The organism is Arcobacter peruensis (assembly GCF_003711085.1).
In the GTDB taxonomy this organism is placed as follows: domain Bacteria; phylum Campylobacterota; class Campylobacteria; order Campylobacterales; family Arcobacteraceae; genus Poseidonibacter; species Poseidonibacter parvus.
This window is the reverse complement of sequence record NZ_CP032363.1, coordinates 2,470,255-2,488,082: the sequence shown is the minus strand read 5'-3', so window position 1 is coordinate 2,488,082 and position 17,828 is coordinate 2,470,255. Positions and strand designations below refer to the sequence as shown.

Genomic DNA, 17,828 nt, shown 5'->3' with positions numbered 1-17,828 from the left:
GTAATTTTTTATATAATATTAATAAATTATTAATTAAAGTTATAAATGAAAGAAATACAAGAAAGAGAAGTTTTTTATATAGCAGGATATGACCCTAGAGGTTATAGATACTATTATTCTTTATATAAGAAAAATGCCAAAAAGCAAAATAAAATAAATAATTTAAATATAAAACTATCAAAAACAAAAATAATAAATGATTATATTTCTTCATGTGAAATAACTACAGATAAAAATACACATACTACATACAACTTTTTTTCTTGGAATGATATTGTAAAACAAACTTGGGCTGAAGGTTTTTTGAAAAACTTTTTGGATACTCTTTATTTTATAAAGATGTATATGCTTACAGGAATATATACAAAAGTTGCAAAAGAATCACCACGACAGATTATAGCGGGTTCGTATCCTTTGGTTTATTTATTTATTACAATATTTATTACTGCTTATTTATCATTTTATAGTTATGAAATTTTTAGTGAGTATATCAATAATCTGATATCCGTAATTTTAGCTTCGGCTCTTTTTCTTTTAGGTATTAAACTCATAGAAAAAGTTGGTGATAAAGTCGCTGTTTTTTGGCTATCAAGAATTTATGCTTTTTGTGCAAGATTTTCTGAGAAAAAGATAAAAAATATTGATGAAAGAATAGAACTATTTTCTAATCATATTTTTAAAAAAATCAAAAATAATACAAATAATGAAAAAGAATTTATCTTATCGACTCATAGTGTTGGAACTATTCTTGCTATTAGAATTACAAGTAATGTTATTAGAAAATGTATAAAAGAAAATATAGATTATTCAAACTTTAAACTTTTAACTTTAGGAAATTGTTTACCCCTTGTATGTTATCAAAAGAATTTTTTTGAGTTCAGAAAAGATCTTGCGCTTTTAGGAAAAACAAAAAACTTCACTTGGCTTGATTATACAGCTACTATTGATGGAGCTTGTTTCCCTATGGTTGATCCAATTGTATCTTCTGGAATAAAAAGAGAAAAAGATTGTGGACCTATTTTACAATCTACAAGATTTTTTAAACTCTTTACAAAAGAGAATTATAAAAAAATCAAAAAAGAGAAATATAAAGCTCACTTTTTATATCTAACAGCTACTGATTTATCAGGTAATTATGACTATTTTGATATAACTGCTGGGAATAAAGCACTTGAATACCGAATACAAAACTACAAAAAGGAAAACTAAAATGGCACAATGTCCTTTTCACCCAAAACCACATAAAAATAAAGCTTCGCTTTTTACTACTCTATTTCTAAAACGAAGATCATGGCTTGATGGCTTATATGAGAAAAGTTATAAAATGAAGATGGGTAGAGTTAAAATGCCAGGACTTGATTTGCATGTTGTAAATGATCCTAAGGAAGTACGAAGAATTATGGTTGATGAAGTAAGAGAGTTTCCTAAAAGTGAACTACTTCATGAACTATTAAATCCTTTATTAGGTAATAGTATTTTTACGACAAACGATAAAGAGTGGGAAAAGCAAAGAGATTTGATTAAGCCATCTTTTGAGATGACAAGAATTTCTAGAGTTTTTGATCATATGAAAAATGCAGCAAATGATTTAATAGAGCATTTGGATAAAAATAAAAACGGCTCAGTTGTTGAAGTAGATGAAGAGATGACTTATACTACAGCTGATGTTATCTTTAGAACTATTATGTCTGAGCGTTTAGATAGAGAAGAAGGTAAAAAAGTAATTAATGCATTTATTACTTTTCAAGAAGAAACTGCGCGTGCAGCTATGAGGAAGATGTTTTGTTTTCCTAGATGGATTTCGTACTTTTTAGGTGAAAAAAGAAGATTAGCAGCAGGAGAAGAAATAAGAACAGTTCTTGCAAATATCATAAGACCTAGATATGATGCTATTACAAATAATGAAGAGATTAAAGAAGAAGATATTTTATCTACACTATTACAAGTAGTTGATTGTGATACAAATAAAAGATTTTCTTTTGAAGAAATTTTAGATCAAGTTGCTATGTTGTTTTTAGCAGGACATGAGACAACTGCGAGTTCTCTTACTTGGACTTTATATTTACTTAGTATGTTCCAAGAAGAGCAAGAACTTGCATATAAAGAAGTGCAAGATATAATTGGTGATGAAGAGATTACAATACAACATATTAGAAAAATGAAATACCTTACAAATATATTTAAAGAATCATTACGACTTTATCCTCCTGTTGGGTTTTACGCAAGAGAATCAAAACGAGAGCATATTGTAATGAGAAGTAAAGATATTAAAAGAGGTGCTGCTATTGTTGTAGCTCCTTGGCTTATTCATAGACATGAAGAGTATTGGGATAATCCAAATGATTTTGATCCAACAAGATACGAAAAAGGTAAAGAGATTAAAAAAGACACTTATCTTCCTTTTGGTATGGGTGAGAGAGTTTGTATTGGACAAGGTTTTGCTATGCAAGAATCTATACTAATACTTTCTTCAATTCTTAAAAACTATAAGTTAGAACTTGAAGAGGGATTTGTTCCTGATGTTGTAGGACGTTTAACAGTACGATCTGCAAATGGTATGAATATAATTTTAACAAAAAGAGAAGATAATAAATAATGAAAGAAAAATTAGCAGGGACTATTCTACTTTGTGCCATAGTCCCTCTCGCAGTTATTAGTTATCTTTTTATAGTCATTGTAGGAACTTTTGGAAAGGTATCACGAGTAAGACAAGGTGTTCGTGCACTTGATCACTTTGTAAATGCAACACTTTTTAATGGCTATGCATGGGAATCACTATCTTCTCATGCTTGGAGAGAAAAAGATAAAAAATGGGCAAAGATCATTATAAATGTTACGAATAAGTTCCAAAAAGATCATTGTGAACGTTCAAACAGAAGAGAACAACCTGTTATAGATTTTATTTTAGCACGAAAACTAAATGAACAAACCATAGGTAAAAATAAAAATCATAAATAAAAATTACTATTTACTTGTGTAGTATTAATTAAATACCTTCTGTATTTTTTAAATAATTCAACATCAACTTCAGTATAATTTTCCCAAAACTGATCAATTGAAGAAATAGTTGTTAGACCTTCAATATCATATATTGCATCACCTAAACAAATAGTTGGTGTTTTATGATATAAAGAAGATAAACCCACGGTGCTATTTATTATAATAGTTCCAATTGCATTTTTTAAACATGTTGGAAGATGAACATCCCAAGTAATAATAACTCTATCTTTTATTCCTAAATTGTAAGCAATATTTTTAATATACTTAGCATGATTCTTTCTTCCTCTATCTACAGGATGATGTTTAAAAACAATAAACTTATCTTTTTGTGCATTTTTGGAAAAAGATGTTAAGACTTCTTTTATAAATTCCTCTATTGAACGATAAGAAGAATGTTCAAGAATTTGGAAATCTCCATGTGTTTGAAGAGGCACTAGATAATACATTTTTGAAAGAGTTGTTTTAAATTTATCATTGAACCCTCTTTCTGTAACTTTATATTTATATTTTCTAAATATATTTAAGCAACCTGCTTTATACTCCTTCCATAATGAAAAACATCTGTGATGTTCATAATAAGGATACTTATTACTTAAAAGATTAGCTATCCAATAATATGTTATAGCTTCTCGTGCCATTTTATTAAATGTGGAAGGAAACTTTTTTTCAGCGTGAAGAGGAAATTCTTTAAGATCTAAATTATCATAAAATTCTCTATTTTTTGGCTGAATACTATTTGCATTTACTCCATGTTTTTCTAATGTGATAAAATTAGGTCTAATATATCCTTCTTCAAATACATATATCTCAATATTGTTTTCTTTTGCAACTTTTATTGCGGTACTTTGATAAAACCTACAATCTCCAAAAACAAAAAGTTTATTTATTTTATACTTTATAAAATATTCATAAATGAAATTATTCCAATTCTCTTTAACGTCTTTATATCCAGTATAGTGATTTGCTTGTGCAAAATATTCATCTCCTGCATTAAAACCAATACGATAAGTATTTGCACCATCGTTAGAAAATCTTTTATCTAGGGTATTAAAATAACTTCCCATAGGACCTTGAAGTAAAAGAATATTCTTATCTTTTACTTCTCCTATTATTTTATTTATCTGCACTTATTTCACCAAACTTATTATTTTTTGACTTGATCTACTAATATAAGTAAATATTTTAATTTTTAATTTATATATTATAGAGTTATTTATCTTTTCTTTTTCTTTTTCTAATTCATTAAGTAATACAATAGGAGAACAATATTCTAACGTTCTAGGATCAATATATCTTGGATATAAGATTAATACTGTTGCACATAACTCATCTAAAGTTAAATTCCTATTTCGTCTATCACATTTTCTTTTATCAAATGTTAATCCCCAGCCCGCATAAAAAGGTAAGCCATAAGTAACAACTTTCTTTCCATAAAGTAAACCCTCAAAACCTGTTAAAGATGTCATTGTATGCACTTCATCAATTGATATTAAAATAGAAGACATACTTATATCACTTATTACTTCATCACAATATTCTAAAGCTACTTTTTCTTCTACATTTCCTATTCTATTCCCACTAAGTACATCAGGATGGGGTTTATATATAATATAAGCATCATCATTGCTTTTTTTCACTTGTTTTAATAGTTCTAGATTTGTCATATTATCTGCAGCAAATTTAATTGAAGCATCATCTTCAACTTGCCCTGATACTAGTATTTTTATTTTATCTTTTGGTAAATCTAGGTTTTTATGATTTGAAGTATTGTATTTAGATATTTTTGATTCTAATATTTTTTTACGTAAAATTATACTTTCTTCAATTAACTTGGTATCTGCTTTAAAATCGTAAGTATTAAGTAAAGTTTCTAAAGAACTTGATGTTGTAGGGTCAAAATAAATTCCTTCTTTATCAATGACTAAAGAGTAAGGTCTAGTTAAATCTGAACCTAAGCCTACAGAACGTATAAATCCATCTTCAACTCTAGTAATTTTTATATTGTTTTTAATTGCAAAAGTTTCAATTTTGGAAAAGTCTTTTTTCCCCCAAATAAAAATCCCACTTGTTTTATCTAGACCTTTTTTTAAAGCTAATTCAAGATGTGTACTTTTAACTGGATTTATATATATTATATTTTCTTCTTTATATTCTTTTAAAAAAGCTTTTACGAAGTTATGTTTCCATCTAGAAAAACCAAATAAAAATATTTTTTGGTCAATTTTATTTTCTAACTCCTTAAATCTTACAATAGATTTTATAGTATCAATAATATCACTCTGACTTTTAGTATATGGATTATAATATTTTGTATATAAAATATATGAAGCTGCAAAAACTTCTTCTTTTGTTAGTTTTTTCTTTCTTCTTAAACATTTAACTCTATCATCAGTAATTCCCCATCCTGCATAAAAAGGCATTCCAAAACATACACAAGTAGATCCTAGCAACACAGCTTCAAAACCCATTTGTGATGTTTTAGTATAAACCTTATCAAAATGTTTAAGCAATGATATTGAATTTATATCTTCTGATATGATTTTACATCTTTTATCAATATCATTGATATTAATATCAGATTTTTTATTTTTAAGTATAACATCTGGATGAATTTTAATGTAAATTGTACAGTCTGGATTCTCAATGATTGCAGTATTTATAATCTCATTAGTAGAAAATTCTTCTGTTAATCCATATTTTAAAGATTTATCATCAAATGTCTGTGCAATTACTAGTATTTTTTTTTCATTTGATTTGAAATAATCTTTTTTGATATCAGAAGAATGATTATATTTAGATATATTAAACTCTTTAATTAAAGATATGGCTTCTTTTGACTGTTTTAACAAAAGCTCATCTTGACTAAAATCATAAGTATTTAGTATATTTTCTAAATCACTTTCTTTTGTAGCATCATAGTAAATACCTTTTTTATCTTCGACAAAAGAGAATATATGTTTACTCTTACCTGAAATAGAGGATTTAATAAAACCATCTTCTAAGAGTTTTATTTCTCCATTAAATATTTTTTTACAGAAAATTGCAAAATTACCTGTTCTTTTTCTTCCCCAACCTTCAAAGTTTCTTTCTTTGAATATTTGCACAATATTATATAAATAATAGTTTTTGTTTAATTTCATTTTCTTATTAATATCCCTAATGAAAATATAATCCTGTACAGTATATCCCTTTTAAAAAAAGAATATTTAAGTGCATTGTATATTTTTTTTAATTTAGAAGTTTCGGGAGACAAATATTCTGTAAATTTATCTAAAATCAATAAATCTTTTGTGTCAAGTTTATAATTTAATTTAATATGCTCAATAACTTTTATTCTTTTAGTTTTCATATAGGGTAAATAAAATTCTCTTTTTAAGATTTGTTTTATTAGTAAAATAGTTTTATTTGACTTGTTAATTTTGTTTATACTATTACTACAATTTGAAAAGTGAATTCTATACTTAGTTAGTTTTTCATCCAAAGTAACTCTTTTCCCAAATAATTCATTAATAGTAGATATCCAATAATCATGATTTTCTATATCAACAGGGAAAGGTAAAATTTTTTCTTTTAATTTTTTATTAAAAAAAAGTGTATTACCCATAACTCCACATGGACCTAAAATATGTCCTAAATCTTTTTCTTTTTTAAGTTTATATTTTCTAAAATCAAAATAAGAGTAATTTATGATTTTGTCATTATCATCTATCATTTCTAAATCAGAATGAATCATAATTGGAAAATTTTGGAATTCATTTGACAAACTTAAGGCTGCATTTAGCTGTAAATCTATTTTATTTAGGTTCCAGATATCATCTTGATCACATAGTGCTATAAATTCTCCATTACAATGACTAATTGCTTGTTCAAAATTCTTTGCATATCCTAAATTCTTATTATTAATAGTTAATTTAATAAAACTATTTTTTTTCATATATTCTTTTATTATTTTCACTGTATTATCAGTTGATAAATCATCACATATTATTATTTCAATATTTTTATAAGATTGGTTTAAAATAGAATCTAATTGTTTTTTTAAGTATTTCTCTCCATTATAAGTAGCCATAGCAATTGAAACCAATGGATTAGTAGTCATTATTTAACTTCCCAAATTTTTTATTTTTATAATCAGTAAAACCTAAAAAAAGCATTTTTATACAAGTTATTCTTTCTTTAGAAAAAAGAATATGTCTTGAAAAAAACTTTAATAAATATTTATCTCTTTTTTTGAAAAATGCTTCATGAGCAGAAAAATAGGTTTTTCTAAAATAAAGATAATTACGTATCATATAATACAATCTAAAAGGTTTATAAATCGTAAAACTATTTATCTTTTCGCCAAGTTCATGATCTACTGAAATATTCATATTTTGAAGAATCTTATATTTATTCTTTATAGCCTTGAAGCAAAATTCATGGTCAACTTCATCAATAAAGAATTTTTCTTCAAAACCACCTATTTCTTTTGCAAATGCAATATTTAAAATATTACCTGATGTCATAACAAAATCTTTTTCTATATGTGTACTTTTTTCTTTTGAAAGAAACTTTTTATTATGAATAGGAGAATAAATAATCAATGATTTTTTATCGATTTCTTTAAATGATTCTAGGAAAGTATCAAAACTATTATTAAAAAAAGATGTATCTTGATCCATTGTAAGAAGCCAAGAGAAACCATCTTTATTTGAGATATTTAATGCTAAGTTTAATGCTTTAGAAATACCTATATTTGAATCTGGATTTATAAGTTGTATTTTATCAAATTTATTTAGTTTAGATACAAAAGAATTATCTATTTTTGAATTATTTATAACATATAGTTTTTCTAAACTATTAAGATATGAAGAAATATTTTTCAATACTTCTTCATAATCTGGTTTATATAGTATTACTACGCCGCAAAGCTTAAGATTCATACTTCCCTAAATACCAATCAACAGTCAACACAATCCCAGTATCAAAGTTCTCATCAGCTTTCCAACCAAGCTCATCTTCTAGTTTTGTAGCATCAATAGCATATCTTCTATCATGTCCAGCTCTATCTTCTACAAATGTAATTAGTTCTTTATAAGAAGTTAGAGTTTTTGATGGAACTTTTGTATCAAGAATAGTACAAATTGCATCTACTATTTGAAGATTTGTTCTTTCATTTCTTCCACCAATATTATAGGTATTTGCTGTTTTTCCTGTATGATAAACTATATCTATACCTTTACAATGATCTAATACATACAACCAATCTCTAATATTTTTACCATCTCCATAAATTGGAATTTTTTGGTTAGATAGTGCTTTTCTAATAATTGTAGGTATTAGTTTTTCATCATGTTGTTTTGGTCCATAGTTATTTGAACAGTTTGTAATTACTGTATTCATTCCATATGTTTCATTATATGCTCTTATTATCATATCACTTGATGCTTTTGAAGCTGAGTATGGAGAGTTTGGTGCATATGGAGTAGTTTCAGTAAACAAGTCTTTTGGATCATCTGTAAGCGTTCCATATACTTCATCTGTTGAAATATGATGGAATCTACAGTCTTGGTAATTAGCTTTATAAGTAAAAGGTTTATCCATCCAGTATTTATAAGCAACATCTATTAGAGTAAAAGTACCATTTACATTTGTATTTATAAACACACCTGGATTTTTAATAGAGTTATCTACATGTGATTCTGCTGCAAAGTGAATTACACCTTGTATATCATATTCAGTAAATATAAATTCTACTAAGTCTCTATTACAAATATCACCTTTAATAAATTTATATCTTGGATTGCTTTCACACTCTTTTAGGTTTTCTAAATCTCCTGCGTATGTTAAAAGGTCAAGATTAATTAAATTATATTCAGGATATTTATCTAAAAAGTATGGCACGAAGTTTGAACCTATAAATCCTGCTGTTCCTGTTAGTAGTATTGTTTTATTTTCTATATTCATTTATTTTCTTTCTCCTAGTTTTCGTAAACAATCATCTAAACTATCTTTCCAAAATGGAATAGTTATATTAAATTCATTTTTTATTTTTGCTTTATTTAGCAAAGAATAATGTGGTCGCTTTGCTGGTGTTGGGTATTGGTATGTTTCTATTGGATTAATAGTACAAGTAATCTTTGCCATTTTCATAATCTCTTTTGCAAAGTCATACCAAGATAGTACTCCTTCATTTGAGTAATTATATATTTGTACTTTATCATTTTTAATATTTGGCAAGATATCTAAAATAGTTTTTGCTAAATCAGCTGCATTAGTAGGTGTTCCTACTTGATCAAATATAACTCCAAGTTCATCTTTTTCTTTCCCAAGTCTTAGCATTGTTTTTACGAAGTTATTTCCAAATGTTGAGTAAACCCATGATGTTCTAATAATAATTGAGTTTAATGGATTAACATTTATCATCTCTTTTTCACCATCAAGTTTTGTTTTACCATAGATAGAGTTTGGATTTGTTTGAAATTCTTCGCAATATGGTTTGAAGTTTTTACCATCAAATACATAATCAGTTGAGATATGAATTAGTTTTATATTTAACTCTTTTGAAACTAGTGCTAGCTTTTTAACTGCTTTTCTATTTGTTAGGTCTGCATTTTCAACATCTTCTTCTGCAATATCAACTGCTGTATATGCTGCGCAGTTTATAATAGTATTAATATTATTTGATTCACAAAAGTTTTTAATATCATCTTTATTTGTGATATCTAGGTTTTCTCTAGTTGTGAAGAAGAAGTTATAAGAATAATCTTTTTCTAATTCTCTTATTTCACTTCCTAGTTGGCCGTTTGAACCTGTTACTAAAATATTTAAAGTTTCAGGATTAGTATTATTATTCATAATAATTCACACCTGATTCAAATATTTCTTTATCATCTTCTATAGAAAACAGTTTTGGTTGTTTCGTATCTTTATCAGACAGTTTTAATTCATCATGAGTTAATTGCCAGTTAATATTTAAATCTTTATCATCAAAGGCTATTCCTCTATCACACTCTGGGCTATAGTAATTATCTACTTTATATGCAAATGTTGTATCATCTTCAAGTACTACAAATCCATGTGCAAATCCTCGCGGGATCAATAGTTGTCTTTTGTTATCAGCTGATAATTCTACAGCTACATGTTTTCCAAATGTTGGAGAATTTTTTCTAATATCTACTGCTACATCTAGCACAGATCCTTGAATAACTCTAACTAATTTTGTTTGTGCATAAGGAGGAAGTTGATAGTGAAGACCTCGAAGAACACCTTTACTTGATTTTGATTCATTATCTTGGCAAAAGTTTATTTTAAAGCCTAGAAATTCTTCTAGTTTATCTGCTCTAAATGTTTCTACAAAGTATCCTCTATGATCTCCATGAACTATTGGTTCACAAATAATTACATCAGGAATATCAGTTCTTACAAAATTCATCGTGCTACTATTCCTTCATGTGCTCTTTTAATTAGGTATTGACCATAGTTATTCTTTTTAAGAGGTTGTGCTAATTCTAAAAGTTTATCTTTTGTGATATAACCCATTTCATAAGCTATTTCTTCTAAACAAGCTACTTTAAGTCCTTGTCTATGTTCAATAGTTTGAATAAAGTTTGAAGCTTCTAACATAGATTCATGAGTTCCAGTATCAAGCCAAGCGTATCCTCTTCCCATTAGTTCAACTTTTAATCTTTCTTCTTTTAGGTAATCTTGATTTAGTGTTGTTATTTCTAATTCACCACGATCAGAAGGTACAACTTGTTTTGCTTTTTCTACTACATCAGAAGGATAAAAGTAAAGTCCTACTACTGCGTAGTTTGATTTTGGTTCATTTGGTTTTTCTTCGATTGAAGTTACATTACCTTTATCATCAAATCCTGCAACACCATAACGTTCTGGATCATTTACTCTATATCCAAACACTGTTGCTTTATTTTCATCTTTAGCATTTTTAATTGAGTTAGCTAAAAGGTTTGTCATACCATGACCATAGAAGATATTATCACCTAAAACTAAACAAGCATCATCACCATCTAGGAATTTTTCACCTAAAGTAAAAGCTTGTGCTAATCCATCTGGGCTTGGTTGAACTATATATTCAAATTTCATACCAATATCACTACCATCACCTAATAGTTCTTCAAATCTTGGTAAATCATGAGGCGTTGAGATTATTAGTACTTCTTGAATCCCTGCAAGCATTAATACTGAAAGTGGATAATACACCATTGGTTTATCATAGATTGGAACTAATTGTTTTGAAACTCCCTTTGTTATTGGATATAACCTTGTCCCACTCCCTCCGGCTAGTATTATTCCTTTCATTTACGCTCCTTTTTTAGTTTATTTTTAAGTATAATCTTCCCAGCTTCTACACCTGGCTGATCATAAGTATTGATTTGTACAAAAGATCCTACTATTGAAGTAAGTAATTCATACGAATACATTAGTTTTCCTATATTATATTCATCTTGTGATTCTATTGTTATTACATCACATGGAATATCTTTTACATTATGAATAGCTTCTATTGTTGCATCTGCTTGTTCATTTATCAGGTTTTTAAACTTGATATTATTTATATAGTCCATATCTTCTAATCCAGGAAGAGTAACATCTGGAATAGTTAGTTCATTTTCAAAGTCTTCTACTTTTATAAAAGTAACAGTCTTATCTCTTTTACCTTCCATTATTAGCTGTAAGAATGAGTGTTGATCAATAGGACCTGTTAGTGCTACAGGAGTTAGACCTTGTTTTGTTAGGTTGATATTCTTTTTACCAAGTGATTCACCCCATAATTGAACATACCATTTATTAAAACCTTCAAGTAATGAAGAGTAAGAGAAAACTACGTTTATATTAAATCTATTTTTATTCTCTACAATAAATCTAGCTTTTTCCATAATAGAAAGATAGTAATCACCTTTATCAAAGTAGTCATTATAAATAGTTTTACATCCTGTTAAAATTTCATCAATATCTAATCCCATGATAGCCATAGGTACAAGTCCAACACTTGTAAATACTGAAAATCTTCCACCTACATTTTTTGGAATTTCAAATGTTTTCATATCATTTGTTTGTGCGTATTCATTTAGTTTACTATCATTTTCAGTAATACAAATAGTATTTGATTTATCTATCGTAGTAATACTATTTAAATATTTTAAAATACTTACAGTTTCTATTGTAGTTCCTGATTTAGAAATGATTATAAAAAGTGTATCATCAAGATCTACTTTACTTATTCTTCTCTCTAAATCCAAAGGATCAGTAGATTCTAAGAAGTGAAGTTTTTTCATATTTTCTTTATGTTGTAAAAACTTATGAATAGCATATGTTCCCAAAGAACTTCCACCAATACCAACTACTACAATATCTTGTTGTGTTACAGTTTTAGCATAAGCTTTAAACTCACTTGTATCTTGAAAAGCAAGATTATAGTAACCTATAGTCTCTTTTTCTCTTGATATTTTATAAAAGATCTCTTCGTTTGATTTTATTTGGTAAAAATTTTTTGCGTAATACATTTATTTCACCACAAACCAAGGATTAAGTAAATCCTCTTTATTGTAAAGCATTGGTTCATCATTTTCAAATTGATATGTCATCTTTCCTGAACATCTAACAACTGCATCAGCTGCTGCTGTATCCCATTCCATTGTTGGAGCTAGTCGTGGGTAAATATCTGCTATTCCTTCTGCTACCATACAAAGTTTTAAGCTTGAACCTTTTGATACTTGTTCTATCTCTTTTGTATCTAAATTATCAATAAACTCTTGTGTCTCACTTGACAGGTGAGATTTAGATGCTACTACTGAAAGTTTCTCTTTTGGATTATTATTTGTTTGTAAAGGTAAAGGTTGATTATTTTTAAATGCACCTTCATTTTGTTTTGCATGATACATATCATTTAAAGCAGGAGCGTATACAACTCCAAGAACAGGAGTATTTTTATGGATTAGTGCAATATTTACAGTAAACTCACCATTCTTTTTGATAAACTCTTTTGTTCCATCTATTGGATCTATACAAAAGTAGTATTCCCAATCTTTTCTTATTTCATAATCTGTTTGTTTATTCTCTTCACTCATAAGAGGAATATCTGGATAAAGTTCTTGAAGTTTATTACAAATAAGTTCATTTGACTTTGTATCTGCTTCTGTAAGTGGTGACTTATCATCTTTATAATCTATTTGAAAATCTTTATTATAAATTTCCATAATTAGATCACCAGCTTTTACAGCTATATTCTTAATATCTTCTATATTTATATCTTTAAATTGCATAATCGTTTTCATTCCCTTTTACATATCCATATTTTATTAAATAATTTACTACAATATCTGCACATTGTTGAATATTATTCTTATCTGTTTTTATTTCTATTTGTGGTTCAACTGGAGCTTCATAAGGAGAGTCAATTCCTGTAAAGTTTTTGATATCACCATTTCTTGCTTTTTGATATAAACCTTTTGGATCTCTACTTTCACAAACTTCAAGAGGAGTATTTACATACACTTCAATAAACTCATCATATTTAACTAAAGATTTTGCTATTTGTCTATCTGATTTAAAAGGTGAAATAAAAGCTGTTAATACAATAAGTCCTGAATCTACAAATAGATTTGAAACTTCACCAATTCTTCTAATATTTTCAATTCTATCAATTTCAGAAAAACCCAAATCTTTATTAAGACCATGTCTTACATTATCCCCATCTAAAAGATATGTTTTTACACCACGATTAAAAAGTTCTACTTCAACTGCATTTGCTACAGTAGACTTTCCAGAACCTGAAAGTCCTGTAAACCATAAGATACATGGTTTTTGGTTTAGTAGTGTTTCTCTTTTTTTCTTTGTTACATTTTGTGAATGCCAAACGATATCTTCATTTGTTTCATGACTATCTTTTATATATGTTTTACTCACTTTATTTCATCCTTTTTATCATCTATATAATGCGTAATTGCATCTTTTATATTTTCTAATTGATTTGGATTCCCTTGCAGTCTTATAAAATGTTTTTTTACATCTTCATTTTCTTTTATTTTTATATCTGCTATTCCTGAACAAATATCTAAAAAAACATTGTAAGGTACATCATCTCCACGCTTTAAAAAGTGTATTGCTCTTTGTAATGACACAAAAGGATTTACACTAACTTTTTCTAGATTATTTACTTTTGTATTTATATAATTTATAAACTCTATTCTTATATCACATTTTAAAATAGTGAATAATCTCTTTTTTGTATCATAGTTACATTCAAAAGCAATTTTTGTAGAATCAAAATCAAATCCATCTACTAAATAACCCAAAGTTGCATCTTTGAATTTTTCTCTAAAAACAAGCTGATAAATATCATTTTTATATCTATAGGTATATGAGTTATTTTCATATTCAAAAAAGTCTTTATTTAAAGCATCATTTATTAATTCTCTATCTTCACTTACTGGAAAAATCATGTCTAAATCTCTAAATCTATCAGATTTGATACAAGAACCTGCTAGAAAAAACTTTATATTTCTTTTTTTAATATTTTTTATTAGTAATCTTTGAAAAAAGTCATTTAGTTTCATAGATACATTATCAAGTCTATAATCAAAGGCACGTGATTGTTCATAAGATAAAAGCTCTTGGTATTTTTCCCAGAAATCATAAATCATTTTATATACTTCCTTTTAAAAACTATATATTTGTGGAACTAGATAAATTACTACAGAAGAATATACTAGTGTTATAATCCATCCTATTTTCATAAAATCTTTAATCTTATATCCACCAATAGAGTTTACCATTAAATTTGTTTGATATCCATATGGCATCATAAAACTTGCACTTGCACCAAATGCCACTGCAAAGACAAATGGTAAGATATTTACATCAAGTCCAGTTGCTGTTGCATAAGCTATTGGAAAACTTAAAGCTGCAGCTGCGTTGTTTGTAATAATTTCTGTTAGAAGAAGAGTCAGTAAATATATACCAATAAAACTTCCATATACTCCATAACTTCCAAATATACTTGTGACAAAATTTGCCATATTATCAGCTAAACCTGAATTAATCAATACTTTTGATATAACTAAAGAAGAACCTATAGTTATAAAAAGTTCATAGGGAAAAACTCTTCTTATTTCTTGAATATTGATAATCTTTAAAGCTATTAAAATAAAGCAATAGATAAATATAGATTTAAATAAAGATATAAAACCTAATGCTGCAATAATCAAAGAAAGTAAAAAACCTCCAAAAATAAATCCACTCTTTGCTATGTCAAATTTTTCTTTTTGTTTAATATCTGATAACAAATAAAAGTTTTTTGATATATTATCTCTATTATAAAAATCTTCACCAATAGCAAGTATTAGTCTATCACCAGATTGTATAATCTCATCTCCGATCTTTTTGATATCTTGAGAACCTCTTTTCATAGATATAATTGAAGCATCAAATTTTGATCTAAACTTTGATGTTTTAACTTTTTCACCTATTATTGTAGAATCTGGCATAATTATTGTATCTACTAAATTTAATTGTTTTACATGAACATTATCTATCATAGTTAAGCCAGAAAATTTATCTAAAACATTTATATGCTTTAAGTCTCCACTAAAAACTAATTTGTCATTTGCAAGAATAATTTCATCAGGTTTTATTGGTGATATTATTCTTGAATCCCTACTTATTTCTACTAAAAATAGATATTCTAAACTTCTTAATCCGTTTTGCTTTACAGTTTTTCCTATCATAGAACTTTTCTTTGATACTTGAAGTTCTATTAGATGTTTTTCTATTTCACTATTTTGTGTTTGGTATTCTGGAAGTAAGCCTTTTACTAAAAAAAGTGTGATACTACAAAACAGAGCAATAAAGAACCCAACAATAAAAAAGTCAAACATCTTTAGACTTTCATTACCCATGTCAGTTAAAAAACCATTTACCAAAAGATTTGTAGATGTTCCTACAAGAGTCATTGTTCCACCAACTATTGAAAAATATGATAGAGGAATTAAAAGCTTTGAAGGTAGATGATATTTATTGTTTTTAATAGTATTCATCAAACCAGCTACAATTGCTGTGTTATTTAAAAAAGCTGATGAAATAGTAGTTAGTATTCCTAAATTTAAAAATGTAATATTATAGTTTTTTTTTATAACTATTTTTGAAAAGTAGTCTAACAAAACTGTTTTTTCTAAAGCCTTTGAAACTAGGACTAATAGAATTAGAGTTAATAAAGAGATATTTGTGTAGCTATTCATCAGCTTTTCAAATGATACTAAATCAAATAAAAAATAAATACTAGCTAAGGTACCAAAAAGGTACGAAGCTTTGTACTTATTTTGAATAAGCATTATTATTAATATAATTAAGGTAATAGCTACAAATATCTTCAATTAAATCTTCTTACAATCCCACTGAGGATAATTTTTTCTAATAAATGCATTTAGTTCAATCTCTGCTTGAGTGTAAACTTTTTCATCTTCAAGTTTTGCAGCACCTTCACATGAGCTTACAATCATACCAGCACCTACAGTTGAGTTAGTATACTTATCAATAATTATAAAACTTCCTGTATATCTGTTTTCATGATATGGATCTACTGCTATTTCTCTATCTAGTGATACTGTAACTTGTGCAATATCATTTAACTCTAGTTTTTTAGCATCTATTTCTTCAAATGTATTAATATTCTTTTTAAACTCAATTGAATTAAAAGCACCATTTAATACAGATGTTGCTCTTTTAATTATATAGTTTTGGTTTAACTCTAAAGGTGCTTCATCCATCCATACTACCATTGCTGATAAATGATTTGATACTTCTGGAATATCTGTTGATTTAACAATCATATCACCTCTTGAGATATCAATTTCATCTTCAAGTGTAATAGTTGTAGCCATTGGAGCAAATGCTTTAGGAATAGTCTCTACTGTTTCATCTTTTCCAATTGGTCTTAAATCTTTAATTTCATTTGATACTATTGATTTTACTTTAGATGTTTTTCCTGATGGTAATACAGTAATCTCATCACCAACACTAACACTTCCACTTGCAATCGTTCCAGAGAATCCTCTAAAATTTAAGTGAGGACGTACTACATATTGAACTGGCAATCTAAATGAGTTATTCTCTTTTTCATGTATTGAAATAGTATCAAGTAATTCCATTAAAGGTTTATCTTTATACCAAGGTGCTTTTGGTGAATTAGTTAAGATATTATCTCCATCTAAAGCAGAAATAGGAATAAATTCAATATTTAAATCTTCATTGTGAGGAAGATTTGGAATAATTTCTTTATAATCTTTTTTAATACTTTCAAATACTTCTTCAGAGAAATCAACTAAATCCATTTTATTAATAGCAACAACAAGGTTTTTAATACCTAATAATGAAGCAATATAAGAGTGTCTTTTTGTTTGAGTTAAAATACCTTGTCTTGCATCTATTAAAATAATAGCAATATCAGCAGTACTAGCACCAGTTGCCATATTTCTAGTATATTGTTCATGACCTGGAGTATCTGCTATGATAAACTTTCTTCTTTCAGTTGAGAAGAATCTATAAGCAACATCAATAGTAATACCTTGTTCTCTCTCACTTGCTAATCCATCAACTAAAAGTGCTAAATCTATTTTATCACCAGTAGTACCTGATTTTTTAGAATCTTTTTCAATAGCTGCTAATTGATCTTCAAAGATCATTTTTGAATCATAAAGAAGACGTCCTATTAAAGTACTTTTACCATCATCTACACTACCACAAGTAATAAATCTACAAATCTCTTTATTCTCATGCTCTTTTAAATATTGTTCTATATCTTTTTCTATTAAATCTGATTGATGTGCCAT

General features: G+C 27.2%; 17 protein-coding genes. 3 read left to right on the top strand and 14 right to left on the bottom strand.

Annotated elements, in window-relative coordinates; genetic code table 11:
• Positions 1–45: 45 nt before the first annotated feature.
• From D3Z07_RS12285 to D3Z07_RS12275, 3 genes are read left to right on the top strand one after another with little or no spacing between them, the layout of a single operon-like run.
• Entirely contained in the window at positions 46–1,209 is a 1,164-nt protein-coding gene (locus D3Z07_RS12285) for a DUF829 domain-containing protein (protein ID WP_122894028.1), read from the top strand.
• A gap of 1 nt (position 1,210) precedes the next feature.
• Positions 1,211–2,596: a cytochrome P450 gene (locus tag D3Z07_RS12280; protein ID WP_122894027.1), complete on the top strand. Its 1,386-nt coding sequence runs from the start codon at positions 1,211–1,213 to the stop codon at positions 2,594–2,596.
• Entirely contained in the window at positions 2,596–2,958 is a 363-nt protein-coding gene (locus D3Z07_RS12275; RefSeq protein ID WP_122894026.1) for a hypothetical protein, read from the top strand. Before D3Z07_RS12280 ends, D3Z07_RS12275 begins: the two co-directional genes overlap by 1 nt.
• Here D3Z07_RS12275 and D3Z07_RS12270 read toward each other — a convergent pair.
• The 14 genes from D3Z07_RS12270 to cysN are packed head-to-tail and all read right to left on the bottom strand — an operon-like array spanning position 2,949 to position 17,828.
• A complete protein-coding gene (locus D3Z07_RS12270) occupies positions 2,949–4,127 on the bottom strand; it encodes a capsule biosynthesis protein (RefSeq protein WP_122894025.1) in 1,179 nt (392 codons plus the stop codon). The genes D3Z07_RS12275 and D3Z07_RS12270 overlap by 10 nt on opposite strands.
• Entirely contained in the window at positions 4,128–6,140 is a 2,013-nt protein-coding gene (locus D3Z07_RS12265) for a capsular polysaccharide biosynthesis protein (protein WP_228200551.1), read from the bottom strand.
• The gene (locus D3Z07_RS12260; RefSeq protein ID WP_122894023.1) at positions 6,137–7,099 is read right to left on the bottom strand and encodes a glycosyltransferase family 2 protein; all 963 of its coding nucleotides are present in this window, start codon (positions 7,097–7,099) and stop codon (positions 6,137–6,139) included. Before D3Z07_RS12260 ends, D3Z07_RS12265 begins: the two co-directional genes overlap by 4 nt.
• The gene (locus D3Z07_RS12255) at positions 7,089–7,922 is read right to left on the bottom strand and encodes a glycosyltransferase (protein ID WP_122894022.1); all 834 of its coding nucleotides are present in this window, start codon (positions 7,920–7,922) and stop codon (positions 7,089–7,091) included. Before D3Z07_RS12255 ends, D3Z07_RS12260 begins: the two co-directional genes overlap by 11 nt.
• Positions 7,912–8,946, bottom strand: coding sequence for a dTDP-glucose 4,6-dehydratase (gene rfbB, locus D3Z07_RS12250; RefSeq protein WP_122894021.1), 1,035 nt, complete (start codon positions 8,944–8,946; stop codon positions 7,912–7,914). Before rfbB ends, D3Z07_RS12255 begins: the two co-directional genes overlap by 11 nt.
• On the bottom strand, positions 8,947–9,837 hold the full coding sequence (gene rfbD / locus D3Z07_RS12245) for a dTDP-4-dehydrorhamnose reductase (RefSeq protein WP_122894020.1): 891 nt from the start codon (positions 9,835–9,837) through the stop codon (positions 8,947–8,949). It abuts the gene before it with no gap.
• Positions 9,830–10,414 (bottom strand): dTDP-4-dehydrorhamnose 3,5-epimerase, encoded by a 585-nt coding sequence (gene rfbC / locus D3Z07_RS12240; RefSeq protein ID WP_122894019.1) that lies wholly within the window; start codon positions 10,412–10,414, stop codon positions 9,830–9,832. The genes rfbD and rfbC overlap by 8 nt, the downstream gene beginning before the upstream one ends.
• Positions 10,411–11,301, bottom strand: a complete 891-nt coding sequence (gene rfbA, locus D3Z07_RS12235) for a glucose-1-phosphate thymidylyltransferase RfbA (RefSeq protein WP_122894018.1) — start codon at positions 11,299–11,301, stop codon at positions 10,411–10,413. Before rfbA ends, rfbC begins: the two co-directional genes overlap by 4 nt.
• Positions 11,298–12,506 (bottom strand): glucose-6-phosphate isomerase, encoded by a 1,209-nt coding sequence (locus tag D3Z07_RS12230; RefSeq protein WP_122894017.1) that lies wholly within the window; start codon positions 12,504–12,506, stop codon positions 11,298–11,300. The genes rfbA and D3Z07_RS12230 overlap by 4 nt, the downstream gene beginning before the upstream one ends.
• The gene (cysQ, locus tag D3Z07_RS12225; RefSeq protein ID WP_228200550.1) at positions 12,507–13,277 is read right to left on the bottom strand and encodes a 3'(2'),5'-bisphosphate nucleotidase CysQ; all 771 of its coding nucleotides are present in this window, start codon (positions 13,275–13,277) and stop codon (positions 12,507–12,509) included.
• A complete protein-coding gene (gene cysC / locus D3Z07_RS12220) occupies positions 13,255–13,908 on the bottom strand; it encodes an adenylyl-sulfate kinase (RefSeq protein ID WP_122894015.1) in 654 nt (217 codons plus the stop codon). The genes cysQ and cysC overlap by 23 nt, the downstream gene beginning before the upstream one ends.
• Positions 13,905–14,645, bottom strand: coding sequence for a hypothetical protein (locus D3Z07_RS12215; RefSeq protein ID WP_122894014.1), 741 nt, complete (start codon positions 14,643–14,645; stop codon positions 13,905–13,907). Before D3Z07_RS12215 ends, cysC begins: the two co-directional genes overlap by 4 nt.
• Before the next feature lie 15 nt (positions 14,646–14,660).
• Entirely contained in the window at positions 14,661–16,373 is a 1,713-nt protein-coding gene (locus D3Z07_RS12210; protein WP_122894013.1) for an SLC13 family permease, read from the bottom strand.
• On the bottom strand, positions 16,374–17,828 hold the full coding sequence (cysN, locus tag D3Z07_RS12205) for a sulfate adenylyltransferase subunit CysN (RefSeq protein ID WP_122894012.1): 1,455 nt from the start codon (positions 17,826–17,828) through the stop codon (positions 16,374–16,376).